Source organism: Peribacillus sp. YIM B13482 (assembly GCF_042787975.1).
Classification (GTDB): Bacteria; Bacillota; Bacilli; order Bacillales; family DSM-1321; genus Peribacillus; species Peribacillus simplex_A.
Genome location: NZ_JBHZPF010000015.1, coordinates 37,315 through 63,782 on the forward strand (window position 1 = coordinate 37,315; position 26,468 = coordinate 63,782).

Here is a 26,468-nt window from a genome sequence, read left to right on the forward strand (position 1 = left end):
ATGTTGGAACATGATAATTCAGTGGTTGTAAATACGAATGATCCAGTCATTATAACGAGAAACACAACAAAAGAGCCTAAATCCATACAGTGGGTCCTTATTTCCATTGTATTGCTATTTCTGACTTTGTTTTTAGTTGTCCCATTAATCGCAATCTTTGTAAAGGCCTTTGAAAAAGGTGCTGAAGCTTATTTTGCGGCCATTGCACACCCTGATACATTGGCTGCAATTAAATTAACATTGATAGTTGTTCTCATCACCTTGCCACTTAATGCCATATTTGGGATAGTGGCTGCGTGGACAATTACAAAATATGATTTTAAGGGAAAAAACTTCTTAATAACGTTGATTGATTTGCCTTTTTCCGTTTCACCCGTCATTGCAGGGTTGATATTTGTCCTTCTGTTCGGCCTACATGGAACACTTGGTCCATTGCTGCAAACCTTTGACATTAAAGTGATCTTTTCAATACCAGGGATTGTCATCGCATCCATTTTCATTACCTTCCCATTCATTGCGCGTGAATTGATCCCGCTCATGCAAAGTCAGGGGACGTCTGAAGAAGAGGCATCACTCACGCTGGGGGCGGGAGGGTTTAAGACATTTTGGTATGTGACGCTTCCCAATATAAAATGGGGACTTTTATATGGAGTCATCCTTTGCAATGCAAGGACAATCGGGGAGTTTGGAGCCGTATCGGTCGTATCGGGCCATATACGGGGGATGACAAATACGATGCCGCTTCATATTGAAATCTTATACAATGAATATCAATTTTCAGCCGCTTTTGCCGTTGCATCCCTGATGTCCATTTTTGCAATCATAACCTTGGTCATTAAAAGTTTCATAGAATGGAAAACCGACTTTAAATCAACCAAAGCGAGTTAGGAGGAAGGAAATGAGTATCATCATTGAAAATGTTACAAAATATTACGGGTCCTATCAAGCACTCCAGAACATCGATTTGGAAATAAAGAGCGGGGAACTCGTAGCCCTTCTTGGCCCTTCCGGATCTGGAAAAACGTCATTACTGCGTATCATCGCGGGTCTTGAACAGGCAGAGAACGGAAAGATCCTCTTCAATGAAGAGAATTACACGCATAAGCATGTAAAAGATCGGAATGTAGGTTTTGTCTTTCAGCATTATGCCCTTTTTCGTAATATGACCATTTTTGATAATATTGCCTATGGATTAAAGGTCCGCCCTAGAAAAATAAGGCCCAGTAAAAAAGTGATTGAGCAAAAGGTTACCGAATTGCTTCAGCTCGTCAAGCTGGAAGGCTATAAAGATCGTTACCCATCCCAATTATCAGGGGGGCAGCGCCAGCGTGTAGCATTGGCAAGGGCGCTTGCGGTTGAACCGAATATTCTTTTGCTTGATGAACCATTCGGGGCATTGGATGCTAAAGTTCGAAAAGAACTTCGGCGTTGGCTAAGAAGGCTTCATGATGAATTCAATGTTACGAGTGTGTTCGTGACGCATGATCAAGAAGAGGCGATGGATGTTGCTGATCGGGTCGTTATCATGAATGAAGGGAAAATTGAACAGATTGGAACTCCGGAAGAAGTGTATGATCATCCGAAAAATCCATTTGTTTATGATTTTCTCGGCAGTGTCAATCTTTTTAAGGGCAACGTTCACCAAGGGAAATTGGTAACTGGGAATGTGGAAATGAATGCTCCGGACAGTGAAGATGGAGTGAGTACGGGTTATGTAAGGGCTCATAACTTTATAATAGAAAGAGAATCATCAGGAAAGGATTCGATTGCATCCATTATTGATCACATTCATACAATTGGCCCCATTGTCCGGATAGAAGTGATTCGCCAGGATACAAACGAACCGCTAGAAATCGAACTGACAAAAGAGCATTATATGAATCTGGAAATAAGGAAAGGTGAAAGGGTGTTTGTCCGACCAAAAGAATTGAAAGTCTTTGTCGACTATATGGCTGGAATTTAGCGTGGGTCGAAAATTGACGAAAAAACCGCTGAGAGCGGTTTTTTAGTTTTTAATGAGGATATTAGTGACTTCCCTATATGAAAGGTTATAAGCTGCCATCAGCTACAGAGTTGATATGCGGTTTGGATTTTGGTGAGTTTTTACCGCCAATAGTCTATGGTCCCTTGGTTCTAAACACTAGATAGAAAGTCTTGCATCAAAAAATGAAGATATTTATGTAAAATATTGGTTGGTTTATCACAGGAAAAAGTCGAATTTTTATATATTATGTTAAAAATGAAATGTAAATGTAACATTGTTATTACGTATTTGACAAAATCTGATGATATACTACGACTTAGGTAAAAACATAGAAGAGTTTCAGCAATGTATTCAATAGTATTACAACCTTAGAGGATTACATAATGAGTAAAAAAAATAGAGAAGAGTTCCCAGCAATTTATTTTGACTAATTATTTTTCATAGAGAAAAAGATGTGGGTCGATGGAAATGCAAGGGGAGGAAAGCAGGGGAAATGAGTTTGAAGAAAAAACTTATCGTTTTGAACACGACAATTATGCTAGGATTAGGAAGCGCTTTTGCCATCCCGTCGGTTAAAGCTGAATCTATCTCGGATATTCAATCGCAACGCACAGGAGTACAATCAGATATTTCAGAGGCAGAACAGGTTATTAAGGAATTGAAAAATGAACAATCGAAAATGAATTCCCAAATTGCCCAGATAGAAACGGCAATGAAAGAAAATGACCAAAAAATTAAAGACACTAAACAAGAAGTTAATGACACCGAAAAAGACATAGATTCTTTAAAGAAGGAAATTAAAGCTTTGGAAGAAAGAATCGCAAAACGTGAGGAAGTCTTGAAAGAGCGTGCCCTTTCATTCCAAGAGAGCGGTGGAGACGTTGACTACCTAGAAGTTGTTTTAGGTTCTAAAAGCTTTGGTGAATTCGTTAATCGTGTTGGAGCGGTAGCTACCATTGTGGAAGCTGACCAACAGATTCTTAAGGAGCAGGAAGCGGATAAAGCTGACTTAGAAAAAAAACAAGCGACTGTTGAGAAAAAATTGCAGAGCCTGAAGGATATGGAAGTGGAGCTTAAAGGCATGCAATCCCAAATTGCAGATCAAAAAGCAGAAACTGTGAAGATGAAGGCAAAGAGTGAAAAGAAGGAATCGGAAACAGCTGCCCTTAAACAATCTTTAGAGAATAAAGATGCAGGTTTGGAAGCGCAAATAGCATCCATTCGTGAAGATATCAAAAAAGAGGAAGAACGTAAAGCATCAGAGAAAGCAGAACTTGACCGTGCTGCTAAAGAAGTGAGTTCTTCAAATTCTTCTAGCGAAGAATCATCAAGTTCGCCTAAAGGTGAAGCATCTGCATCAGGTTCGTCTAAATCTAAAGGTGAATCATCATCTTCCAATTCATCTAATAACAGTTCTGCAGATAAGCCTGCAGCGAGTATAACTGAAACATCAAGTAAGCCAAGCAGTGCAAATACTGGCTCTGCAATTACAGCAGGCTATAAATATATCGGTAACTCCACATATAAATTTGGTGGCGGAAGAACGGCTTCCGATATTGCTAACGGCCGATTCGATTGTTCAGCGTTCGTTGCATGGGCTTATAGACAGGCTGGTGTGAACCTTCCACCAAGTACGGATGCATTGAAAAGCGCAGGACGTCAAGTATCTAAAAGCCAAATGCAACCTGGAGATCTAGTATTTTTCAATACCTATAAAACTGATGGGCATGTCGGTATTTATGTCGGCGGCGGCAAGTTTATCGGTTCTCAAAGTTCAACAGGTGTTGCTATCGCCAATATGGATAGTGGATATTGGGCAGGGGTATTCAATGGCCGTGTCGTTCGTGTAAATTAATAGTTCATTAATAAGCAGGGGAGTAAACGCTCCTGCTTTTTTTTTTTATTTTTTTTAAAAAATATCCAGAAAAGTGAAACTTATTTTGATATTAAACGTAAATACTATAAGATAAAACAAGGGATAGGTGATGTGGACTTTCAGTAAATCTGGGAAGACATATAATGAAACGACATTCCATACTATTAAACGGAGGCAAAAAAAAATGATGAAAAAATTTATGGCAGCATTACTTACAATTACACTAGCATTCTCGCCAGTCGGCACTTATGTTTTCAAGGATCATTCGGAGTCAGTCGATGCAAGGGGTTACAAGTCTGGGAAAAGAAGCTTTAATAGCAACAACAATAATAAATCGATTTTCCAAAACAAAGAAACGAAGAAATCCGATGTCACTACCACTAATAAAGCAAAGACTGATACAAAAAGTGGGAAATCATTCTCTAAAGGCGGCTTAATGAAAGGAATTATGCTAGGTGGACTAGCAGGTTTACTTTTTGGTGGCCTATTCGCCAATATGGGAGCCCTTGGTTCTATACTTGGACTAATGATCAACGTGTTAGCGGTAGTTGCATTAATCGTTGTAATCCGTAAAATATTCACATACTTCAAAGATAAGAAGAAGAAAGAGGATCCAAACCCATGGAGAGGCTAAAGATTTCCGAACAAGATATCATCAATGCGGTTTGTGTTTACATTGCCCGTAAAAAGCAGGTAGAACCTAATGAGGTAGAAGTGGAGTTAATGTATGATGATGATTATGGCTTTTCGGCTGAAACGTTTGTAGATGGCCGGAAACAAGTGTTAATTACCATCAACTTGATAGAAGCGCTTCGCACATGGCTCGATGAATATTTGAATATTGATCCATATTCAGGTATTGAACTTGTTTTGGATGATGAAGAGGGCATAGTGGCATTAGTAAGTGAAAGTAATCGATAATATGATAAAGGATGCCGTAAAAGGCATCCTTTTTTATTTAATAAGGTACCTAGTAAAGTAACGGTAGTCGAGCAGTGCACAGTAAAAAGTATAAAAGAGAAACAGAAAAATAGTAAAGCAAACTAAGCAAAATCCTAGATTACCAACACTTAATTCAAACAGGGAAATATTAAGAATGAAATATATTTTCCATTTGTTGCAAAAAGTGGTCATTGGAAGTAGGATGGATATATGTTCAAGCCAAAGGGGGAGAATAAGTGACAGGGTATATAGAGGATATCATTTTTTTAAATGAAAAGGCCATAAAGTTCGGCAATGCAAATGTGGAAGCGATGCTTGCACCATCTTTAGGCAGCAATCTGCTTTCGTTGAAGTACAAGCGAAAGGATATTGAGGTGCTGCGAACTCCGGATAGTTTGGAAGAGTATAAAAAGGACCCCATTTTATACGGTATGCCAATCTTGTTTCCTCCCAATCGAATTGAAGATGGTCAATTTACATATAAGGAGAATACGTATAAGTTTCCAATCAATGAAATGGGAAAATTCAATCATATTCATGGTCTTTTGCATGACAAGCCGTGGCGAGTCTGCAAAAAGGAAGTGAACGGGAACGAAATCGTCATTAATACTGAATTTTCAAGCAGTGATTTTACTAATCTAAAAGGTAGCTTCCCACAAGATATCACTGTGAATATGTCTTTGTCTTTAATGGATGATACATTGGATATCCAATTGGAAATCACCAACAAGGGCATTGAACCCTTTCCGTGGGGAGCAGGTTATCACACTGTATTCAATTTTCCATTTGGACCAGGGAGCAAAATGGAGGATTGCAGAATATCACTTCCCGTCAATAAACAATGGGAGTTGAATGAAAGGTCATTGCCCACTGGTGAAATTTATGAAACGGCCAATACGTTGGAAATCCAAAATGGATTTAGCTTGGAAGGTCGGCGGTTTGATGATCTTTATGGCTATGATGAGGAAAGTGCTCTGGAAAACGAGTGTGTTCTCACTGATCAAGATGCTGGCATACAAGTCATTTATCAAGGCGATCAACGTTTTAAGTTTTGGGTATTGTTCAATCAGGAGGAGTTCGTCTGTCCGGAACCATATACATGGGTAACGAATGCTCCTAATCTGGATTTATCGGCGGATTTGACTGGATTGCGGGAGCTAAGCTCAGGGGAAACGGTTCGGCTGAAGACTAGACTGATAATGAAAGAGGTATAAATAAAACACCTTGGCACTTTTGAATGCCAAGGTGTTTAAGTTTATGCTTTCTTTCTCATCCAGAGTGGGTATAGAACGATTCCAAATACATATAAGGCAATGCCAAGTATGAATGTATTCATATCGGCTGTACCGGTCTTGATGACCCAGATCGAGTAGACTAACGCTAGGATGGTGATGATGCCATCACGTACCCTTGAGCCTTTCATGATGTCATATGTTTCACCAGTCATGACTAACTTTAACTGGTACAGAACTGATGCAAGATAAGGAATCAAGTAAGCGAGTGTTGCGACAATCATTGAGAATTTATAAGCTTCCAGGATCGTTCCCGAAATAGTGGAGAATAAGAATATCTGTGTCATGATATTTGTTATTGTCATAGAACGGACGGGTGTTCCATTTTTGTTTGCCTTTGCAAAGTAGGCCGGAAACAGATCTGATTTCGCTGCCTGGTAAGGAACTTCAGATGCAACGACAATCCATCCGATTGTTGATCCCAATAAGGAAATGACGGCAAGAGCGGCCATTAAATACGTGCCGCTTGAACCAACTATAGCTTGTAGTGCGTCAACAAGTGGCTTTTGGGATATTTTCAAATCATCTTGAGATATGGCACCCATCGTCAATAAGGTAATGCCGATATAAATGGAAACAGCGATAAGTAAACCAAGAATCGTCGCTTTCTTTACATCATTTTGTGACTTAGCACGGTTTGAAAGCATGACGGCAGCTTCAATACCGATGAAGGCCCATAATGTTGAAATTGCAGCAGCATTCACTTGAGCACCTAAAGAGATGGCTGAACCTGCTTTATCATAAAATTCAGCACCGTTCCCCAGATTGGAAGAATCGAAGATGAATATCGTGATAATGATGAAAAATAAGAATCCAAGCACTTTGGTAACCGTAGCAAAAAGATTCAGTTTTCCAGCACTGTTAAAATTTCTTACCAAGATTGCCTGGATCCCCCAAAGTGCAATGGAGCATACCGCAAATGTTAGTGCTTTACCAACTTCGAGATCAAATGAACCAGCAGTATAAATCACTTTGGTACTATGCATGACCGGGAAAAATGTTGATAGGTAACCAGCAAATGAAATGATGACAGAAGCTGTCGCAGCCCAATTTGCAGCCCAATAACCCCAAGCCATGCTATATCCTGAAACCCTTCCTTTAGCCGGAGATTTAAATAATGCTTGAGCATAACTTTGAGGTCCAGCCTTCAAATCCGGTTTCCGGACTGCCAAGTTACCAAACACCAGAGCTATTAGAAAAACTCCCAGTCCAGTAACCACCCACGCCAATGTGGCCCCTAATGGGCTGGATACTTGTGCTAATTGAGCAGGGAGCATGAAAATTCCGCCGCCGACCATATTCCCGATTACGAATGTGGTCAAAATCAATAAACCCCATTTTTTATTTACCATTTATAATCGAACCTTTCTTAAATACAAAGTGTGTGTTAATACCGACAACTTATACTAAAATAGTATATCTTAAATAGTTTAGTTTGGTAAAGTGGTAAATAAGTAAAATGTAAAACACATACTAATCAGAAAATTCTAATTCATATTGACAAAACGAGGGAATTGGATTATATTAGTAAATACCAAGTTAGTTGGTAAGAATAATGCGGTTTTTGCTTTAAATCGTATTTTTCTATAACATATGCAACTCTAAAATATTGCCGATTAGTCAACTAAAGGCACCCTTACATCTACTTCTGTTTGATGGCGGGTGCCTTTTATTTTTTATAGTGGGGGGAGGGGAATGTGGAGTTCCTATTAACTGGTTATTCTTATACGCAAAGTATGATGAGGATATGATAGGTAAACCAAGTTCCTCAAGAAAACATGGAAAGCGGGGAGAGTACGTGTATGTTCGTACGATCTCTTTTTAACATTAGATATGAAACGAATCTTTATTACCAGTAGTGAAGGGGAGAGATTATGGAAAAGAAAGAAGAATTCAAATTTAGGCATATTATTTCAAGCTTGGAAGATCTGCAATATGGATCCGTCATAATAACCGTACATGATGGTGAAATCACTCAGGTGGATACAACTGAGAAGAAACGATTCCCAGTTAAGGGCCGGGCTGTTAAAACAAGATAATTACCACTTTTTAAGGGGGCTTTCAAGACGAAGGCTCTTTTATTTTGCTTTTTATACAAATTAATTCGATTTGGAATTTCGTAGAAGATTGTACTGCTTTTAACATGGTAGAATAAGTTAAGGTATAAGGGAGTTTTTAAAGGGACTTAAATGAAACAATAAGGAGGAACAGGGAATTTATGACCTTACAAACCATAGAACATGATATCTTGGCATTAGTTGAATCATTTAATGGGAAAATTGCATATAAAATTGAAAATGGTCTAGGAGAGACTATTGGATATCACGTGAATGAATCCTTTCAATCAGCTAGTTTAATCAAAATACCAATGATCATCGAAGGTTATCGTCAAAGTGAACAAAAGAAAATCTATTTGAATCAACCAGTGACCATCCCCCCTAATGAAGTGACCGGCGGATCTGGGGTCCTGCATGCCTTATCAAATAAGGTATTTTTAACGGTTGAGGACTTATTGACATTGATGATAACCGTTTCTGACAATACATCCACGAATATGATGATGAGCCTGTTAGGTATTGATGAAATTAATCGATGCATCAAGGAACTTGGTTTGAAAAATACCATCCTTGAACGAAAAATGCAGGATTTTAAGGCATTAAAGGAAGGACGGGACAATACCATTTCGGCGGAAGATACGATTACCTGCTTAAAAGCCATACATACAGGCTACTTTTTAACGAAAGAAAGCCAGGAAAGAATAATGCGTGTATTTGATAATCAGCAAATACGGGATAAACTTCCATCACTGATGGGTAGAGGAGTTAAGGTCGCAAGCAAAACGGGCGGAATTCGGGGAGTTGCCCATGATTGTGCAATCATTCGGTCAGAAACACAAACAGTTTATGCTGCAGTTCTAACTGAAGATATGAAATCAGAGGAAGAAAGCCGTCAAGTAATAAGTAAAATTGGAAAGTTGATATATGATGATATGGTCTCAGAATAGATTATCCGATTTAGAATGGTCATCACTATAATAAGAAGAAGAGCGGGAAGTCAATCATGATTCCCGCTCTTCCATATTATTAGTTATAAGGGGAAATGAGGGAAAAATGGTATATAATGAAAGGAAAACGAAACGGGGAAAAACATTGAAGAGGACGATGAAATTTGGCGTAATTGGATTTGTTGTGTTACTGGGTTATTTTGGTTTTTTACATATGAAAATTCAACAAAGCATTCACCAGCCGATTCCGGAAAATGCCAATTACCTCATAATTCTTGGAGCAAGGGTCAAAGGTTCGGTTCCATCATTATCTTTACAATACCGGATTGATAAAGCTGCAGAATATTTATCGGCGAATGAACATACTGTGGTCATTGTATCTGGCGGCAAAGGTCCGGGGGAAGATATTTCGGAAGCAAAGGCAATGCAACAGGGGCTAATCGCGCATGGAATAGAAGCAGCGCGTATCATGATGGAAGACAAATCTACAACAACTCACGAAAATATTGTTTTCTCAAAAGAACTCATTCCTGATAAAGCTGCTTCCGGATTGATTGTCAGTAATGATTTTCATATCTACCGGGCAGTTGAAATAGCAAAAAAAGAAGGCTTGGACATGAAGGGAATACCGGCAAAGACACCAAAAGTGGTATTGTTGAAATCGTATATCCGTGAATATCTCGCTATTACCAAATATTATTTGACTGAATTAATTGGGAGATAACCATCCCAGGGGCATAATCCGAATTCCCTTTCCTTATAGACAGGGGATTTTTTTATTATTCGACTTCCACGACAACATTGGGAATTTCCCAAAAATCGTTCTCTTGATATATTTCCTTAAGTGTCTTATAGACGGGATACCCGGTGTAGGAAATCTCGACTCGTTCATCAGGATCTACTTCTTCCACATCTATATCATCAACAAAACCAAGTTGATCATTGATTTCCATTAAATAGAATCCAAGTGCCTCATACCCGCTATAGGCTACAATAACCTTATTTTCAAAACCGCTATTGGAAACTTTGTAATATTTCATTGATTGACCTCCTTGCTGTTTACTCTTTAAGTGAAATGGTACTGTTTCTTATTTGATATACCCTTTCATCATTATCTGAATCATTCTATTGGATAAATAAAGAAAATAAAGGAAAGAGGGAAATGGGCAATTGAAAAAATCTATCCAAGGAAGGTGAAGAAGATGTAATCCTTGTATTTTTAAAATATCTCTAGATAATTTGCTATATTAATCATTTCATGTTAATCTAATATAGAATTGTTTTTGATTGTGGAAGAGGATACTAGTTATTTTCCAAATGGTTAAAAATAGTAATAACATGTGTGTTATGCACTAGGAGGCAACAAAAATGGAACAAGGTACAGTTAAATGGTTTAATGCAGAAAAAGGTTTTGGATTTATCGAACGTGAAAACGGAGACGACGTATTCGTACATTTCTCAGCTATCCAAAGCGAAGGCTTCAAATCTTTAGACGAAGGTCAAAAAGTAACTTTCGACGTTGAGCAAGGTGCTCGTGGAGCTCAAGCTGCTAACGTTCAAAAAGCTTAATTTTAAAATTAAATCGTAACCTATATGAACAGACTCCTCTACTGGAGTCTGTTTTTTATTGTTTTAAAAAATGAAGGCATAAAAAAACCCACTCTGAGCGGAGTAGGGTTTTAGGGACGTGTTATTAAGCTTTTTTTAATTCTTCTTCAAAGAAAAAAGTAGTTGGATGTTCTTTTACAGTATAAGAATATCTTTTCATGTTCTTTACGTATGCCCATTTATTAATGGTTACTAATTCATTAGTATCCTGAATAGTTACTGTTTCGCCAGTATTATACTTATTGCTTTTCAATTTATGCACCCTCTTTATTAATAGTATAACATATTTGGGAATAAAAAATGTGTTCAAGATATTCCAATGATATATTATGTAGCTTCCTAAACGTGATAAGTGGACGTATTGTGAGATCTTTTGCCTTGAACAGAGCATATTTAAAAAGGTTCTGCACATTCGGATATTATAAAAGGAATGAGGATGCCTAAAACTAATTTTAGGATCGGGAAAATTAATATCAATCCATTGCCCATTAAATGCTTCTTCATATTCTCCCCCATACCTTTTTTGACTGGCTAATTGTCTGTAAACACTTGTGAATTTTTAATATAGGCAAATGTCTATTCCTTTTTGAATATGGACACATACACTATTTTTGAAGCAATTTGAGGAGGAGATATAAATGGAAAGACAATTCTTTGGCGGTTATCCTGGTTATGGCATGGGTTATGGCGGTTTAGGCGGTTATGGCATGGGTTATGGCGGTCAACCTGGATACGGTATGGGCTATGGTGGTTATCCTGGTTATGGTATGGGCTATGGCGGTCATCCTGGATATGGTATGGGCTATGGCGGTCATTCTGGTTATGGTATGGGTTATGGCGGTCATTCTGGTTATGGTATGGGCTATGGCGGTCATTCTGGATACGGTATGGGTTATGGCGGTCATCACGGACATGGTTGTTACTAGCCTAATTAAGTAATATTAGTTAATTTTGCACATGAAGTTATTTTAAAATGAACATTTGCCTTATTAGACGCTGGTTTGAGTTCAATAACACAAATATTTAATACTGTTTATATACAAAATTTTATTCATAACCTGTATATAAATGGCTTGTTTTCCATGAGTATCATATAGTAAAGCAGCAGGAAAGTAGTAAGGAAGGAAAGAAGTATTGATTCCAGACTTCGACAAGCAATATAAAAGATATACCATTCGAGAACTATCGAATTCTCAGCTTGCAAAGGAATTAGGTGGATCAAAACCAACACTAGACAAATTAATTAAAGAGCATCAACAGGTGACTATTTAAAGGGACTTCCAAAATAAACTGTACACTTTATAGCCACGTGCTTCCTAGTATGCAGAAACACGTGGCTGATGAGCTAGATAATTTGTTTAAATCTAATGAAATGTGACCAATTCTGTGACCACTCAAGGTTATGGACCTTCAAAACCCCTCTATATCAACCCTTTAATTAAAACGCCCAATCCCCATTACGGAAGACAGGTTCTGAAGTGCCATCCTGTTTGATGCCGTCGATGTTCATTTTCACGGATCCAATCATGAAATCGACATGTGCAAGGCTTTCATTCAGCCCATTTTCTGCAAGCTCTTCTGGACTCATATTTTTTCCGCCTTCAATACAGAAAGCATAGGAGCTGCCGATAGCGAGATGGTTTGACGCGTTTTCATCGAATAATGTATTGAAGAATAAAACATTCGATTGGGAAATCGGTGAGTTGAATGGAACGAGTGCCACTTCCCCAAGATAGTGTGAACCTTCATCCGTTTCAACCAATTGTTTTAGGATTTCTTCCCCTTCTTCAGCTTTTACTTCAATGATCCGTCCTTCCTTAAAGGTTACGGAAAAATTATTAATGATGTTGCCGCCATAACTAAGGGGTTTCGTACTGGAAACCGTACCGTTAACACCTGTTTTCAATGGAACCGTAAACACTTCTTCGGTTGGCATGTTAGCCATGAATTCATGACCCTGTACGTTAACGCTTCCTGCTCCGACCCAAAGGTGTTTGTCAGGCAACTCGATTGTCAGGTCGGTTCCAGGAGCCGTGTAATGCAATTTTTGGTAATGCTTATCATTTAAATAATCAACCTTTTCATGCAGGGTATCATCGTGTTTTTTCCAAGCCTCTACAGGATTCTTCACATCAACACGAACTGCCTTGAAAATGGCTTCCCATAGCATATCAACGCGTTTTCCTTCTGCTTCTTCAGGAAATACTTTATCAGCCCAAGCCTTTGAAGGGACGGCGACTATGGACCAGCTTACTTTATCCGATTGCATATACTGACGCCACTTCTTCAGAGCAGTCCCGGATGCCTTTTGGAAGTTGGCAATCCTTTCAGGTTGTACACTTTTCAATAAGTCAGGGCTTGAGGAGATGACGGACAGATACGCAGCTCCGTTTTCCGCAAGTTCGATCGTTTCTTCTGCCCGCCACTTTGGGTACTCGTGGAACACCTCATCAGGAGCCAGTTCATATTTGGTACGTGCAACGATATCATCATTCCAATTAACGATGACATTCCGCGCGCCGTTCTCATATGCTTTTTTTACGATGAGACGCACAAGGTCAGCTCCCTCTAATGTAGTGTTTACAACCAGGGTTTGATCTTTTTGGATATTAACGCCGACCTTAACGGCCAGTTCTGCATATTTTTCTAAATTCGTTTGAAAATCACTCATCATTTAAAAACTCCTTTTCCATTTTCTACATCTATAATTGTACTTATTGTCATATAAAAAAGAAACTTTTTACATCGTTGTATGGAAAAACTTTATAGTTCTATGAAAGATTATAAGATCAAAAACAACTTTTCAGTAAATCATGGTCCACATAACATTCCCAATTGATTTCACTTAGGTGATTAATGGCCGCCTCAACACCATCACCGGCGTTTGAACACGTACACCCGCGCTAGCTCCAGCAGTAAAGGTGCCTTCAACATTCTTTTTGTCCATGTTTCAACCTACCAAAACTAAAGAAGGAAAGACTATCGGAAAGGTTTGAATAGTCGCAATAATTTTGTTGTTTCTCAGTTCATCACGGACTGAAAGAAAGGGGGTCTCTTTGAGACCCCCTTTCTAATATTCAAAAAATCACTTACCCAAATTGATCCAGACGCTTTTCACTTCCGAATAGTTATCAAGTGCATAAGATCCCATTTCACGTCCGATTCCTGATTGTTTGTAACCGCCGAACGGGGAAGCCGCGTCGAAAGCGTTATAACAGTTCACCCACACTGTACCAGCACGGAGTTTTCCTGCAACATAATGGGCATTGGCTAAATCGCTTGTCCATAAGCCAGCAGCCAATCCATATTCACTGGCATTTGCGCGGTTAATGACATCGTCTAAATCCTCGTATGGCATTGCGGCAATGACCGGCCCGAAAATCTCTTCTTTAGCGATCGTCATTTCCTCTTCAACACCAGCGAATATGGTAGGAGAAACAAAGTAGCCTTGTTCACCCGGTTTGTTACCGCCGACAAGGACTTCCGCGCCCTCGTTTTTCCCTTTTTCAATATAGCCCATTACCCGATTTTGCTGCTCCTGGGAAACAAGCGGCCCAATTTGTGTGCTTGGATCTAAACCTGCCCCTTGTTTGATATTTTTTGCATGGCTGGCCATATCGGCAACAACGTTGTCATAATGTTTCTTTTGAATATAAACCCTGGATCCGGCACAGCATACCTGCCCTTGGTTAAACATGACCCCATTCAAAGCTCCAGGTATGGCTTTTGAGAAATCCGCATCGGGTAGGATGATGTTTGGGGATTTCCCACCAAGTTCCAATGTGACCCGTTTCAATGAATATGACGCGGAACGCATGATCAATTTTCCAACTTCAGTCGAACCGGTAAATGCAATTTTATTTACTTGCGGATGGTCGACAAGTGCTTGTCCCGCGGTTTCACCAAAGCCGGGAACGATATTGACCACCCCATCAGGGAAACCGGCTTCAGCGAACAATTCAGCCAAATAAAGTGCGGAAAGCGGTGTTTGCTCAGCAGGCTTTAATATGACCGTACAGCCTGTAGCAAGTGCCGCTCCAAGTTTCCACATCGCCATAAGAAGCGGAAAGTTCCATGGGATGATTTGTCCCACAACACCAACAGCCTCGTGTTTTGTGTAGTTAAAGTAATTTCCGCTTACCGGAATGGTTTGTCCAACAATCTTGGTGGACCAGCCAGCAAAATATCTCATATGTTCTATAGCTAAAGGGATGTCAGCATTGGTAGTTTCACTGATTGGTTTCCCATTATCCAGCGTTTCCAATTGAGCAAGTTCAGTTTTGTTTTCTTCCATTAAATCTGCCAGCTTATACATAAGCCTGCTGCGGGTAGCGGCGCTCATCCTTGACCAAGGACCTTCATCGAAGGCTTTGCGTGCAGCTTTGACTGCTAAGTCGATATCTTCTTTATCTGCTTCATATACTTCGGCAAGTTTTTGTCCTGTAGCAGGATTAGGAGTGGAGAAGGTTTTTTTTGAAGCACTTTCTACAAACTGACCATTAATATAAAGCTTTTTTGGTCCTGTTAAAAATTTTTGCAGCTTTCCACTTACTTCTAACGTTAGATTTGTCATAAGTACCCTCCTGAATAAAATGAATATCTTGGGCAAAACATGATGACTTATTTGATAACGCTATGATCTATGCCAATTTTTATAATAAATGAAAAAAAAGGAATATTCAATCTTTATCATTCGACATAATACCCCAATCAAGAGTCATTCTTCATTTATAAACGAATGATGTTTTTTTGTCATGACATGTGTAAATACTATAGCGGAAATTAAAGTTAATAGTTAAAATGAATAGGGATAAAATAACTAGAAGGTCTAAAGTTCTTCAGGAGGAATATATGGGAAATGATGTTAAAACGATATCGCAGCGTAAATTATTAGGTGTTGCGGGTCTAGGGTGGATGTTCGATGCACTTGATGTCGGTATGCTTTCTTTCATTATAGTTGCTTTGAAACAGGAATGGAACTTAACCAGTGAACAGGTTGGCTGGATAGGGAGCATAAACTCTATAGGGATGGCTGTCGGAGCTGTTTTCTTTGGTGCGATGGCTGACAGGGTCGGACGCAAGAATGTCTTTATCATTACATTATTATTGTTTTCAATCGCAAGTGGCCTGTCTGCAGCAGTCGGTACACTCAGCTTGTTCTTGATATTGCGATTTTTGATTGGAATGGGACTTGGAGGCGAACTTCCGGTTGCATCGACATTGGTTTCTGAAAGTGTTGATGCTAGTAAAAGGGGAAGGGTTGTCGTCCTCCTTGAAAGTTTTTGGGCGGTTGGCTGGATATTGGCAGCACTCATCTCCTATTTCATCATTCCGGCTTATGGTTGGAGGGTTGCGTTGATATTATGTGCAGTTCCCGCTTTATATGCACTGTATCTGCGCTTGAAGCTACCAGATTCACCGAAATTTACGGAACTTGAAAAGAAGCAGAGACCAACAGTAATAAGCAACATGAAAAGTGTCTGGAAAAAGGAATATTCTCGCCAGACCCTTGTTTTGTGGATTCTTTGGTTTTGCGTGGTCTTTTCTTATTATGGGATGTTTTTATGGCTGCCAAGTGTGATGGTCTTAAAAGGATTCAGTATGATTCAAAGCTTTGAATATGTTTTGATCATGACGCTTGCACAGCTTCCGGGCTATTTTTCAGCTGCATGGCTGATAGAGAAGATGGGTCGTAAATTCGTTTTGATCACATACTTAATTGGAACAGCCATCAGTGCCTTTTTCTTTGGATCGGCAGAGGGGTTGGCACTGCTGATAGTTTCTGGAATGTTCCTATCTTTCTTCAACTTAGGGGCATGGGGTGCGCTTTATGCGTATACACCTGAGCAGTATCCAACTGCAGTTCGTGGTACCGGTACAGGGCTAGCTGCTGGTATTGGCAGGATTGGCGGTGTCCTGGGGCCATTGCTTGTAGGGTATTTAGTTGCTGCCGGTACCCCGATTTCAACGATTTTCACCATATTTACAATTGCTATTCTAGTGGGAGCCACTGCTGTGGCTTTTGGGAAGGAAACAAAGAATACCGTTTTGACATAAACGAAGGAAGGGGACCAATCAGTCCCCTCTTTTCTTTACTTAAAGTCTTTTATTATTTTTAAAAGGAGTTCGGAGGCAATCTTTGGACTATCTGCATTCATGATTGCTGAAACGACTGCGGTACCGGATAGCCCGCTATCTGAAAGTGAAGAAATGTTATCGGCTGTGATACCCCCGATTGCTACGGCAGGAATCGATACGCTGCGACAAATTTCCTCCAAATCTTCAATGGCCATTAGCGTTGCATCTTGTTTGGTCTTCGTAGGGAAAACGGAACCGACTCCGATATAGTCTGCTCCATTTTGTTCGGCTTCGAGAGCTTCTTCAAGTGTGGAGACTGAAACACCGACAATCATATCGTCAGGAACCATTTGTTTGATGACAGGCAGTGGAAGATCATCTTGCCCAATATGAATTCCGTCCGCTTCAACAGCGAGTGCTATATCTACCCGGTCATTAATGATAAGGGGAATGGACAGCTCGCTCAATAACTGTTTTAATTCAGAAGCCTTTTTATAAAAGGAGAGGGAGGAATTGTTTTTCTCTCTAAGTTGTACGATCGAAACTCCTCCTGAAACCGATTCTGCAATGATTTTGGTCAATTCTTCTATTGCTATCGACTCTTCCGTAACTAAATATAGACTTAAATCAATTTGGGACTTCTTCATTTATTTTCACCTCATGCATCCAGATTTCCTTATCCATTCTTGATATTGCATCCATTAATCGCACTCGAAACGTTCCTGTCCCTTCATCTTCTTGAAGTTTTGCAGCTGCCAGGTCCCCTGAAATGCTCATGGTCGAGATACCGGCAATTGCCGCAGAATAGAAATCGTCCGTGACTCCGGAAAAGGTGCCGATAAGAGCTGTGGCCATGCATCCGGTACCAGTGACATTAGTTAAAAGGAGATTCCCGTTGTCGATAATTGACGTATGTTTTCCGTCGCTGACCGCATCCTTAGCCCCGCTGACCACGATGATACTATTCAATTTATTTGCTGCTTGTGCAGCCAGCTCTGCATTGCTAATCGCTAGTTCCCCTGAATCCACTCCGCGTGTAACGATATCCCCCCCCATCAATCGTAGGATCTCACTCGCATTTCCGCGAATGATTTGGAAAGTAACCTTACTTAGGAGCTCTGTGACTTTCTCTGTCCGATAGGAGGTGGCACCCACTCCCACCGGGTCCAAAATGACTGGGATATTCAGGGCATTTGCCGTCTTGCCGGCAATCTCCATTGCTTCTAAGGCTTTATCATCAATCGTACCGAAATTCAGGACCAATGCATTCGCTAATTTGACCATATCCGCCACTTCACTGGGGCTCGATGTCATTACAGGTGAGCCACCGATGGCAAGGGTGACATTGGCACAGTCGTTGACCGTAACAAAGTTGGTGATTTGGTGAACGAGAGGTTTTCTTTCTCGTACTTTCACGAATAAATCGGCTGCAGCAACATTCATATTAAGTCACTCCGTTCTTTTTTTGAAAATGAATGAAAATGATGGACAGGTCCATGCCCCCTACCGATTGAAAAGCTATTACGTATCGCTTCGGAAATATAGGTCTTGGCCAGTTCAATCGACTCTTTCAATGGCAGTCCATTTGCCAGGTTGGATGTAATGGCGGATGATAGGGTACAGCCTGTACCATGTGTGTTTTGTGTATGAATGCGTTCTCCCTTGATCCATTGGAAGTCAGTTCCATCATAAAAAAGATCGTTTGGATTTCCTGCTGCATGGCCCCCTTTAAGTAAAACGGCTTTAGAACCTAGTTCATGTATGGATATGCATGCCCTGTAAAAATCTTGTTTCGTTCGAATCGACAAGCCAGTAAGGACTTCCGCTTCTGGTACATTCGGGGTTACAAGTGTTGCAAGCGGAAGCAATTCCATTTTTAAGGCAGTGACAGCTTTTTCGTCTAGCAAATGGTGGCCGCTTTTTGAAATCATGACTGGGTCAAGGATAACGATGGAAGGTAAGTAGGTTTTAATGGACGCAGCGACTGTTTTCACTATTTCTTTTGATCCAAGCATTCCTATTTTTACTGCATCGACATGAATATCCTCAAAGATGGCAGCAATTTGATCCGAGATGATAGCTGTTTCGATGGCCTGAACTGAACGCACTTCCATTGTGTTTTGTGCAGTAACAGCTGTAATGGCAGACATTCCAAAGACACCATGTGCAGAAAATGTTTTTAAATCTGCTTGTATTCCAGCACCGCCCCCTGAATCAGAGCCTGCGATGGTTAATGCTGTTTTCATAAAAAATCCCCTTCATATAATTATTTTTTAGAAGTATTTTAAGTAATATGAAAGCTAAAAGCGCACCTGCGAATGAACTAAGCATAAAAGCTGGTAAAAAACCAAAAAGAGCAGCTTTTTCCCCCAATAGGAGGAGTGCAAGTGGATAACAGGATAGGGATCCGAGAATGCCGGTCCCAATCACTTCCCCTAGACAGGCGAATTTCAAGCTTTGTGTTTTTCGATAAAGGACGGCAGCCAATAGTGCACCTATCATGCTGCCAGGAAAGGCGAAAATTGAACCGGTACCAGACATGTTTCTAATGATGGAAACTAATAAAGCTTGTGTTACCGAATAGGCAGGCCCCAATAAAACGGCTGTCAGGACATTTGCCAGATGCTGTATAGGGAAGATTTTAGCAAATCCGACAGGGATGAAAATAATTGAACTGGTCAGAGTCGTTATACCCGTGATCATGGCAGTCAACGTCATTTTCTTGATTGGATTCATCATCATGGCCAATACCTACAGTGGCCAATCTTGTTCATTTTGAACCATATCCCAGAATAAATATTCATATCGGGAAGTCACCAAAAAGTGCTTTTCTAATCTCAGAAGTTCCTTTTCAGGCATGCCTCTTGTTAATTCTTCCAATAAAGCAATCAGCCACTTGTGTGCCTCACCGAATTCAGGAGATGAATAGGACCTTATCCAATCTGCGTAGCGGTTGTTTTCCAATGCTTCACCATTTTGTTTTTTTAATATCAAACCAATTTCATAATAATCCCAAGCACATGGTAGGAGACAAGCGATGAGGTCTGCCAAAGTCCCATGCTGAGCTGCATTTAGCATGTAACCCGTATAGGCTAAAGTGGTAGGCGTAGGTTCTGTTTCTTCCAATTCCTTGGTACTGATTCCGAATTCCGAAGCATATTGCCGATGGATATCCATTTCCACTTGAAGAGTTTCGTTTAAAATACTGGAAAATCTTGCCATGGTTTCGATATTATGAGCTTTGATGACACCTAGAGCAAAAAGCTTGGAATATTCCATGAGATAGATATAGTCCTGCTTCAAATAATAAGAAAATTTTTTTTCAGGTAGCGTGCCGTTTCCAATTGCCTGGACAAAGGGATGTGAATGGTTCCTTTTCCAAATTTCTTTTGCCCGTCCATGAAGTCTTTCACTGAAGGTTTCTAATTTAGTATTCTCCATTGTTCATCCTCCTTTAGAATAGATCCCCTATTTACATCCATAAAAAAAACCGCTCCTGAATACGGAACGGGGTAGATGGATAAAGTCTGCAAATGGACGATATCATCCACTTCCCTCCGCCGGTATGAGCCGGTTCAGGTTCAAAGGGTCCGGAACTAATTCCATCTCAGTCTAAAAAAAGACTCCCCTAGTGGTGTGAATTGTATGTAATTACTGACATCATATCAGAAAGACAAGAAAATGCAACCCACATTTGAAAGGGGAAACCCATTTATGGCAAGTGGAAAAGGAAGAACCAGGTAATTGACTTTTGATGTTTATTGGGATAAAATCATTTCTACATCATTTATATATTGAATTCTTATCCAGAGAGGTGGAGGGACTTGGCCCAAAGAAACCTCGGCAGCAGACCCATTTTGGGAACTGTGCTAAATCCAACAAGCATTTGCTTGGAAGATAAGAAGAGCCGTACGGACACTGTAAGCCTCTTCTTGAATTAGAAGAGGCTTTTATTTTTGCGGAATAACGTTTAGTGGCATACTAGAAAAGGTATATATAATTTGGTGAAATCAAACCGGTTAATACAGTTTAGCTCAACTAGAAGCGGGCTCTATGATGACTAGGAAAGGAGCCATTTACATGGCAGAATTATTTAAGAGGATTGAACAGAGGAAGGCAATGCTTATTGAAGAGTTATTGGCCAATGGAGTATACAAAACCTCTGATGAAAGGCACCTTTATGATGCCCCGTTAAAAGTACTTGAAAATGAATATAAGATTGTAATAAATAGACCTAATAACCAGTCTCCTTCGGAATGGATGACATAGTAATCGATAGGCTATAATCTTGGGATAAGGGATATGATGTAAGCATTCGCAGTCTATACTTGTGGATGCTTTTTTTATTTATGTTTATATAGGGGATGACACAATATATACATATTTAGAAAATGAAATAGGCTTTTTGTCACATTTAAACTGTAAAATTACACATTTGATTTCAAATGAATAGTTGATTTTAACTATAATTTTCATTATGATGAAGGTGTAAAAAAATTGAATAAATGGGAGGTGGCTTGATGCTTTGCCAGAAGGTAACTGTTGAAAAAGTAGAAGAGAAGAGACAAGAAATGATCAAATTGGCGGCAATTTATGGTTTAACAAGTCTTCTAACTGTTCAAGCAAGCCAAGAATTGGATACGCTGTTGAATGCTTTAACAAATAAAAGAGATTCTGAATATTTTTCCCTTAAGAAAGGATATAGGTATTTCTAAATTCTCCATTTCGGCCTCGCTTAATCCGAAAAAGGCTACTGCTCAAGGCAATAGCTTTAAATGAATATTTTAATTATCGACACGTTTCCCAAGTATAATCAAATCTCTTTCAATGCCATCGAGCTCTGCAACTCGAGGCAAATTTGCCCATTTTTCAAACCCGAATTTTGAAAAAAGCTTCAGGCTAGGTATATTGTGGGCAAAAATGAAACCTAATAAAGTTTTCACCCCTAATTTAGGGCTCACTTCAATTGCCTTTTGAATCGAAATTTGTCCGATTCCTTTTCCCCGGAAATAATCATCGATATAAATGCTGATTTCGGCCGTAGAATCATAAGCTGGCCGGCCATAGAAAGATTGAAAGCTCATCCATCCGGCAGTTTGCCCTTCTATAGTAATGATATATAGCGGTCGACTTTCTGAATGATGTTCCTCAAACCATTTAACCCTCGATTGTACGGATACAGGTTCCGTATCTGCCGTGACCATTCTTGAAGCAATTGTCGAATTATATATTTCAACGATTCTGGGTAAATCCGAAAGTGCTGCCTCCCTAAACTCTATGTGCTCTGCCATCATTTAAACTCCTATCTATCATTTATATTCAATCTCCAGAATAAAGGGTATCATCCCGCTTACATAAAGGCCGGTGAATGAAGCCCAATCCATTGAAAGTTTTATATTATCATACACTCTTTACTATTTATCTGACAATTCATTTTTGTATGTTAAAACTACAGATTTTTGGGTATTTAAAATGATGAAATACTTCATAGTAAATAGACAAAAGGAGAAACCAATGAAAAAAGTAGCAGGTTTGTTAATTATTGTACTAGTTATTTGTTTTGCTGCATATAAATTTCAGGCCTCGGAGTCGAAAGATGTGCAAAGGGTAATGGCTTTTGGAGATTCGTTAACCTTTGGAAAAGGGGATAAGGACGGGGAGGGATATGTAGAAGGTCTGGAGGATGAATTGAATAATCCGGAATCGGAACAAAAAGTGAGTTTTTGGAATTACGGTATAAAAGGTCAGGAAACGGATGGGGTCATGAATCAGCTTGATGATTACCGCATTAAATCGAAACTTGATAAAGCCGATACTTTCATCGTTTATATTGGAACCAATGACTTGATCAATAGTAACGGCGGTGACTTGAAGAAAATAAGTGATCGAAAAATCGATGAGGGTAAACGGGAGTATATCAACCATCTTGATAAGATTACTTCGACACTGATAAAGGCAAACGATAAAGCGGATATACTTGTAGTGGGACTGTATAATCCGATTAAAGATAATCAAAAACTTGAAAAGCACATCCAAGATTATAACCAATCAATAATGGGAATAGCGAAAAAGGATAAAAGGATGGTATTCATTCCTACAAATGATCTTTTTGAGAATAAAAAGAAAACCGAGTATTTCAGTGATAAGATTCATCCCAATGAAAAGGGATATCAGCTCATTACGAATCGGATTTTGGAAAGGTATCATTTCAAATGAAAGTAAAAAATGCACAGAAGGCTGAATTCTACCCCGGATAACGGACATACATAAAAAAGATTCCCTTAACCGGGTTTTTTTGAGATTGGGACTGTTCCCATTGATTTAATGGCTGCTGTTCTTACTTTTGCTTATGCGGGCGTATTTTACTTTTATCCCTATTTATGCTGAGGCATTAGGTATGACATCTATTACAAGTTATTTCTTTGTAATCTTCGCACTCTTTATAAAACTGTCACGTCCATTTGTTGGAAAACTATTTGATCGTAAAGGAGCAAATCATATAGTCTATCCATTCGTATTAATTTTTATCATAGGTATGATCATTTTGAGTCAAGCACATACCATGAATGCATTTTTAAGTGCGGGAGCAATCATAGGAGAAGAGTTTGGTGTTCTTCAACCTGCTATGCAAACTCTTCTGTTCAGTCAGTAAATACTGAGCGAAAAGGGTTAGCAACTTCAACGTTTTTTTTATTCAATGATTTAGGTGTGGCATTAGGTTCCCTATAGGTATTGTCTCCTCACATACTACCTATAGTTTTGTATATATAGTATGTGAGCTGTAATGATTTTTCTTTATGTTCTTTATTATTGCTTACAACATCGCAAAGTCATTGCTATTTGGAGCTATATGGAATTTCGGAAGTCATTTGTATTAGGTGAATTTTACCTTTATGACTATCATAGAGCTTTTCGGAAAATAGACAACTATAAATCGGTTCGTTTCTGTCAAAAAGCATTATTATTTTACACATTCATATAGAAAATGGAATAATTAAAGGAGATTAGCTAGGCCATAAGAGGAGATGCTATAAAATGAAAATATCAGGGAAGAACTTTTAATTGCGGTCAAAGGACTATCGGATGAACAACTGGACGCCCATCCTGAAAAAGGGCGTTGGAGCATCATTCAGATATTGGATCATTTATATTTAATGGAGAGGGCCATAACAAGAATATTGCCGATAAATTGAAAAGCGATGAAAGCATTCCAGCTGTGGATAAACCAATCGAGCTTACTTTAAATCGAGGATTGAAGGATCAGGCCCCGCCATTTGTCATTTCCGTCAGAATCATTCCAAACTTTGAGCAAGGTTAAGGATAAGTTGTCCGAATCCCGCAAAGCCTTTATACAAGTGTTGATCATGCAAAACGAAATGATCTCGAACAAAAGTCTTTTCCTCACCCTTTGTTTAAAGAATTAAGCTTGAAGCAATGGATTACTTTCGTGGGACTTCATGAAAAACGGCATTTAATGCAAATAGAAGAATTGAAATCAAAGTTATAATAGAAGAAAAACTCATCCGTCTTTGGTTGAGTTTTTCACTTTCTGACTGTTATTCGTAAAGGAAGGATTTTTCAGTGAAAGCTACTTGGGTAAGGACATGTTTGGTATTGGGCTTTTTCGGATTATTGTTGGGGCTCTTGTTCAAGTATATGCTTCCGCCTGATCTAGATGAAATCAAACTGACTGACGAGCTTAATCCGATCGTTGCCGAAAAAAAAGATGAGCTCATTCAACAGGCTAATGACAAAGGCATCCCGATAATCATTACAGCGGGGTTCCGGTCAGTAGCCGAGCAAAATGAACTCTATGAAAAAGGCCGATTAACCAAGGGCAAAGTCGTAACGAATGCAAAAGGAGGGGAGTCGCTTCATAATTTCGGTTTGGCGATAGATTTTGCCCTCCTTAACAAACAAGGCGAGGCCATTTGGGATATGGGTTATGATGGCAATCATAATGGGAAGTCGGATTGGATGGAAGTCGTAACCATCGCTAAAGGGTTAGGTTTTGATTGGGGCGGGGATTGGGCAGGGTTTAAGGATTATCCTCATTTACAAATGACATTTGGCTTGAGCCTGCGTGAGCTGCAACAAGGCAAGCAACCAAAAGGGCAGTGAAAGTGTGGCGCTTTATTTTAAGGCCGAATAATTTTAACTAATAGCAGGAAAATAAGCATGTATATTGCTTTACAGGTAAGAATTCGATAAAGTGGACTAGTGAGAAATCAGACAAAAAGGAGTGCAGTCACCATGGAAGAAATAAAACATTGCCGGGATTCTTTGGTCATAAAAACAAGCCTTGTCCTCCCGCCGGATACAAATAATATTGGTACGATGTTCGGAGGCAAATTAATGGCATACATTGATGATGTAGCGGCTATATCCGCCATGCGGCATGCGAGAAGCAACGTCGTGACGGCATCAACTGATTCTGTCGATTTCCTGCACCCTATTCACGAAGGAAATGCAGTTTGCCTTGAAAGCTTCGTGACGTATACGGGCAGAACATCAATGGAAATCATCGTGAAGGTGATTGCGGAGGATTTAGTTACAGGAGATCGGAATTTATGCGTCATTTCCTTTTTGACCTTTGTTGCCATTAATGAAGTAGGTAAACCAATTCCGGTTCCGCGTTTGGTTCCCGAAACAGAGATGGAAATGAATTTAAATGAATCGGCAAAACAACGGGCCCAAATAAGGAAAAAAAGAAGAGAAGATACACAGTTCATTGCAAGTACCTTCGGTGTGAAACTGCCATGGACCGATCAATCAAATCCAGGATTATATAAATAAGATACGGTACCTTCAGCAGTTCATTGCCAGGGGTTCAAAATTTTTGGGGAACTCTCATGAATTGGTTTTATACAGTGATTTATATAAAATACCTGATAGATGCTTTTTTACCCAAATGGGCACATACGTGAAAAGACGCTTGGACAGCCAAGCGTCTTTTTCTGTTACCATGTAGGATTGGATACCATCCTTTTAGTCATCACTTGCTAAAATACCAAAGAAACGTAAGATGTTAATGAAAAGGTTAATGAAATCAAGATATAGATTCAGGGCCATGAGCGGTACTTCTTCGGCTGTTACCCCGTAATGCTTCATTCGATTGAAATCATATAAAATATAACCACTGAAAACTAAAATACCAATAAATGAAACGACCAGCATGGCTGTAGAGCTTAATGGAAAGAAAATGTTGAAAAGGCTAATGACCACTAAAGCCAGCAAGGCTGCAAATAACATGCCTCCCAAGAAAGAAAGATCCCTTTTGGTGGTTGTCGCATAAACCGCCAGTCCTCCAAATACAACTGTCGTCGTAACACCGGCTAAGATCACCACATTTGCCCCTGCAGCTGCTAAGTAGTGTGCAATGATCGGATAGGTGGTTATTCCTGAAATTAACGTAAAACTATACAAGAATGTGTACCCGATGGATTTTTTCCTCCGCATGATGAATGCTCCAATCAACATGGCGATCTCGAGGATCGCTAAGGGAAGAAACAAAGATGGCGGAATAAAAGTGCCGAGAGCCATCCCTAAAACGGAAACTGCTAGAGATAACGCGAACGTCCTCATGACGGAAGGCATATATGTCTGTACAGTTTGTGAATACATTCAATCACCTCATCATTTATTTGCTACCGATTTCTACGGATCTGTTTTAAAAAGGTTTCA

Annotated in this window: 31 protein-coding genes and 2 riboswitches; of the genes, 19 read left to right on the forward strand and 12 right to left on the reverse strand. The window is 39.5% G+C overall.

All coding sequences use genetic code 11. From position 1 onward, the window contains the following. The 6 genes from cysW (at position 1) to ACFX4L_RS09980 (ending at position 6,016) form a co-directional block, all read left to right on the forward strand. Positions 1–888, forward strand: coding sequence for a sulfate ABC transporter permease subunit CysW (cysW, locus tag ACFX4L_RS09955; RefSeq protein WP_377383935.1), 888 nt, complete (start codon positions 1–3; stop codon positions 886–888). A gap of 10 nt (positions 889–898) precedes the next feature. Beyond that, positions 899–1,963 (forward strand): sulfate/molybdate ABC transporter ATP-binding protein, encoded by a 1,065-nt coding sequence (locus ACFX4L_RS09960; protein ID WP_089364718.1) that lies wholly within the window; start codon positions 899–901, stop codon positions 1,961–1,963. A 520-nt stretch (positions 1,964–2,483) separates the two neighbouring features. After that, on the forward strand, positions 2,484–3,839 hold the full coding sequence (locus ACFX4L_RS09965; RefSeq protein ID WP_483878232.1) for a C40 family peptidase: 1,356 nt from the start codon (positions 2,484–2,486) through the stop codon (positions 3,837–3,839). A 208-nt stretch (positions 3,840–4,047) separates the two neighbouring features. Continuing rightward, on the forward strand, positions 4,048–4,494 hold the full coding sequence (locus ACFX4L_RS09970) for a hypothetical protein (protein ID WP_061466005.1): 447 nt from the start codon (positions 4,048–4,050) through the stop codon (positions 4,492–4,494). Continuing rightward, a complete protein-coding gene (locus ACFX4L_RS09975) occupies positions 4,482–4,781 on the forward strand; it encodes a YxcD family protein (protein ID WP_377404941.1) in 300 nt (99 codons plus the stop codon). Before ACFX4L_RS09970 ends, ACFX4L_RS09975 begins: the two co-directional genes overlap by 13 nt. 257 nt (positions 4,782–5,038) lie before the next feature. Further along, positions 5,039–6,016, forward strand: coding sequence for an aldose 1-epimerase (locus tag ACFX4L_RS09980; RefSeq protein WP_377404944.1), 978 nt, complete (start codon positions 5,039–5,041; stop codon positions 6,014–6,016). Between the two features lie 41 nt (positions 6,017–6,057). Here ACFX4L_RS09980 and ACFX4L_RS09985 read toward each other — a convergent pair whose 3' ends face one another. Then, complete coding sequence (locus ACFX4L_RS09985) at positions 6,058–7,446, reverse strand: amino acid permease (protein ID WP_061462169.1); 1,389 nt, start codon at positions 7,444–7,446, stop codon at positions 6,058–6,060. Between the two features lie 522 nt (positions 7,447–7,968). On the opposite strand from ACFX4L_RS09985, the gene ACFX4L_RS09990 reads away from it, so the two are divergent. From ACFX4L_RS09990 to ACFX4L_RS10000, 3 genes are all read left to right on the forward strand, one after another. Next, the gene (locus ACFX4L_RS09990; RefSeq protein WP_081108733.1) at positions 7,969–8,133 is read left to right on the forward strand and encodes a YezD family protein; all 165 of its coding nucleotides are present in this window, start codon (positions 7,969–7,971) and stop codon (positions 8,131–8,133) included. 179 nt (positions 8,134–8,312) lie between these two features. Further along, complete coding sequence (locus ACFX4L_RS09995; protein ID WP_377383946.1) at positions 8,313–9,098, forward strand: serine hydrolase; 786 nt, start codon at positions 8,313–8,315, stop codon at positions 9,096–9,098. Between the two features lie 106 nt (positions 9,099–9,204). Further along, positions 9,205–9,822, forward strand: coding sequence for a YdcF family protein (locus tag ACFX4L_RS10000; protein WP_377383949.1), 618 nt, complete (start codon positions 9,205–9,207; stop codon positions 9,820–9,822). 55 nt (positions 9,823–9,877) lie between these two features. On the opposite strand, the gene ACFX4L_RS10005 is transcribed toward ACFX4L_RS10000, so the two are convergent. Beyond that, positions 9,878–10,138, reverse strand: coding sequence for a hypothetical protein (locus tag ACFX4L_RS10005; protein ID WP_377383952.1), 261 nt, complete (start codon positions 10,136–10,138; stop codon positions 9,878–9,880). A 328-nt stretch (positions 10,139–10,466) separates the two neighbouring features. On the opposite strand from ACFX4L_RS10005, the gene cspC reads away from it, so the two are divergent. After that, positions 10,467–10,667: a cold shock protein CspC gene (cspC, locus tag ACFX4L_RS10010; protein WP_010331195.1), complete on the forward strand. Its 201-nt coding sequence runs from the start codon at positions 10,467–10,469 to the stop codon at positions 10,665–10,667. A 124-nt stretch (positions 10,668–10,791) separates the two neighbouring features. Here cspC and ACFX4L_RS10015 read toward each other — a convergent pair whose 3' ends face one another. After that, positions 10,792–10,959 (reverse strand): hypothetical protein, encoded by a 168-nt coding sequence (locus ACFX4L_RS10015; RefSeq protein WP_167555970.1) that lies wholly within the window; start codon positions 10,957–10,959, stop codon positions 10,792–10,794. A gap of 385 nt (positions 10,960–11,344) precedes the next feature. Between ACFX4L_RS10015 and ACFX4L_RS10020 the strand changes: the two genes are divergently transcribed. Next, positions 11,345–11,632, forward strand: a complete 288-nt coding sequence (locus tag ACFX4L_RS10020) for a hypothetical protein (RefSeq protein WP_377404947.1) — start codon at positions 11,345–11,347, stop codon at positions 11,630–11,632. A gap of 512 nt (positions 11,633–12,144) precedes the next feature. On the opposite strand, the gene ACFX4L_RS10025 is transcribed toward ACFX4L_RS10020, so the two are convergent. Further along, complete coding sequence (locus tag ACFX4L_RS10025; protein ID WP_377383955.1) at positions 12,145–13,377, reverse strand: aminopeptidase; 1,233 nt, start codon at positions 13,375–13,377, stop codon at positions 12,145–12,147. A gap of 414 nt (positions 13,378–13,791) precedes the next feature. Continuing rightward, positions 13,792–15,279 (reverse strand): aldehyde dehydrogenase family protein, encoded by a 1,488-nt coding sequence (locus ACFX4L_RS10030; protein WP_061462174.1) that lies wholly within the window; start codon positions 15,277–15,279, stop codon positions 13,792–13,794. Between the two features lie 278 nt (positions 15,280–15,557). On the opposite strand from ACFX4L_RS10030, the gene ACFX4L_RS10035 reads away from it, so the two are divergent. Further along, on the forward strand, positions 15,558–16,763 hold the full coding sequence (locus ACFX4L_RS10035) for an MFS transporter (protein WP_377404950.1): 1,206 nt from the start codon (positions 15,558–15,560) through the stop codon (positions 16,761–16,763). Positions 16,764–16,798: 35 nt separating this feature from the next. Here the strand turns inward: ACFX4L_RS10035 and thiE are convergent, their stop codons facing one another. The 5 genes from thiE to tenA are packed head-to-tail and all read right to left on the reverse strand — an operon-like array spanning position 16,799 to position 20,225. Next, positions 16,799–17,431 (reverse strand): thiamine phosphate synthase, encoded by a 633-nt coding sequence (thiE, locus tag ACFX4L_RS10040; RefSeq protein WP_284471403.1) that lies wholly within the window; start codon positions 17,429–17,431, stop codon positions 16,799–16,801. Then, on the reverse strand, positions 17,412–18,227 hold the full coding sequence (gene thiM / locus ACFX4L_RS10045) for a hydroxyethylthiazole kinase (protein ID WP_061462177.1): 816 nt from the start codon (positions 18,225–18,227) through the stop codon (positions 17,412–17,414). The genes thiE and thiM overlap by 20 nt, the downstream gene beginning before the upstream one ends. Further along, positions 18,224–19,030: a bifunctional hydroxymethylpyrimidine kinase/phosphomethylpyrimidine kinase gene (thiD, locus tag ACFX4L_RS10050; RefSeq protein WP_284471402.1), complete on the reverse strand. Its 807-nt coding sequence runs from the start codon at positions 19,028–19,030 to the stop codon at positions 18,224–18,226. Before thiD ends, thiM begins: the two co-directional genes overlap by 4 nt. After that, positions 18,999–19,520 (reverse strand): energy coupling factor transporter S component ThiW, encoded by a 522-nt coding sequence (thiW, locus tag ACFX4L_RS10055; protein WP_284472102.1) that lies wholly within the window; start codon positions 19,518–19,520, stop codon positions 18,999–19,001. The genes thiD and thiW overlap by 32 nt, the downstream gene beginning before the upstream one ends. Positions 19,521–19,535: 15 nt before the next feature. Beyond that, positions 19,536–20,225, reverse strand: a complete 690-nt coding sequence (gene tenA, locus ACFX4L_RS10060; RefSeq protein WP_089364158.1) for a thiaminase II — start codon at positions 20,223–20,225, stop codon at positions 19,536–19,538. 94 nt (positions 20,226–20,319) lie between these two features. Next, positions 20,320–20,424, reverse strand: a riboswitch (TPP riboswitch). 159 nt (positions 20,425–20,583) lie between these two features. Further along, positions 20,584–20,688, forward strand: a riboswitch (SAM riboswitch). Positions 20,689–20,864: 176 nt separating this feature from the next. Between tenA and ACFX4L_RS10065 the strand changes: the two genes are divergently transcribed. Then, positions 20,865–21,053 carry a Fur-regulated basic protein FbpA gene (locus tag ACFX4L_RS10065; protein ID WP_377383963.1) on the forward strand — a complete coding sequence of 63 codons (189 nt, stop codon included), beginning with the start codon at positions 20,865–20,867 and terminating at the stop codon, positions 21,051–21,053. A gap of 251 nt (positions 21,054–21,304) precedes the next feature. After that, a complete protein-coding gene (locus tag ACFX4L_RS10070; protein ID WP_284471400.1) occupies positions 21,305–21,499 on the forward strand; it encodes an aspartyl-phosphate phosphatase Spo0E family protein in 195 nt (64 codons plus the stop codon). A 69-nt stretch (positions 21,500–21,568) separates the two neighbouring features. Here ACFX4L_RS10070 and ACFX4L_RS10075 read toward each other — a convergent pair whose 3' ends face one another. After that, positions 21,569–22,075, reverse strand: coding sequence for a GNAT family N-acetyltransferase (locus ACFX4L_RS10075; protein WP_061462182.1), 507 nt, complete (start codon positions 22,073–22,075; stop codon positions 21,569–21,571). A 223-nt stretch (positions 22,076–22,298) separates the two neighbouring features. Between ACFX4L_RS10075 and ACFX4L_RS10080 the strand changes: the two genes are divergently transcribed. From ACFX4L_RS10080 to ACFX4L_RS10100, 5 genes are all read left to right on the forward strand, one after another. Continuing rightward, positions 22,299–23,000 (forward strand): DUF459 domain-containing protein, encoded by a 702-nt coding sequence (locus ACFX4L_RS10080; protein WP_377383970.1) that lies wholly within the window; start codon positions 22,299–22,301, stop codon positions 22,998–23,000. 127 nt (positions 23,001–23,127) lie between these two features. Then, positions 23,128–23,436, forward strand: a complete 309-nt coding sequence (locus tag ACFX4L_RS10085) for an MFS transporter (RefSeq protein WP_375166249.1) — start codon at positions 23,128–23,130, stop codon at positions 23,434–23,436. A gap of 465 nt (positions 23,437–23,901) precedes the next feature. After that, a complete protein-coding gene (locus tag ACFX4L_RS10090; protein ID WP_377404954.1) occupies positions 23,902–24,102 on the forward strand; it encodes a hypothetical protein in 201 nt (66 codons plus the stop codon). Between the two features lie 263 nt (positions 24,103–24,365). Continuing rightward, positions 24,366–24,905, forward strand: a complete 540-nt coding sequence (locus ACFX4L_RS10095) for a M15 family metallopeptidase (protein WP_375166248.1) — start codon at positions 24,366–24,368, stop codon at positions 24,903–24,905. A gap of 132 nt (positions 24,906–25,037) precedes the next feature. After that, complete coding sequence (locus ACFX4L_RS10100; protein WP_061462186.1) at positions 25,038–25,580, forward strand: acyl-CoA thioesterase; 543 nt, start codon at positions 25,038–25,040, stop codon at positions 25,578–25,580. Positions 25,581–25,772: 192 nt separating this feature from the next. On the opposite strand, the gene ACFX4L_RS10105 is transcribed toward ACFX4L_RS10100, so the two are convergent. Beyond that, positions 25,773–26,408 (reverse strand): Bax inhibitor-1/YccA family protein, encoded by a 636-nt coding sequence (locus ACFX4L_RS10105; protein ID WP_377383978.1) that lies wholly within the window; start codon positions 26,406–26,408, stop codon positions 25,773–25,775. Positions 26,409–26,468: the final 60 nt, after the last annotated feature.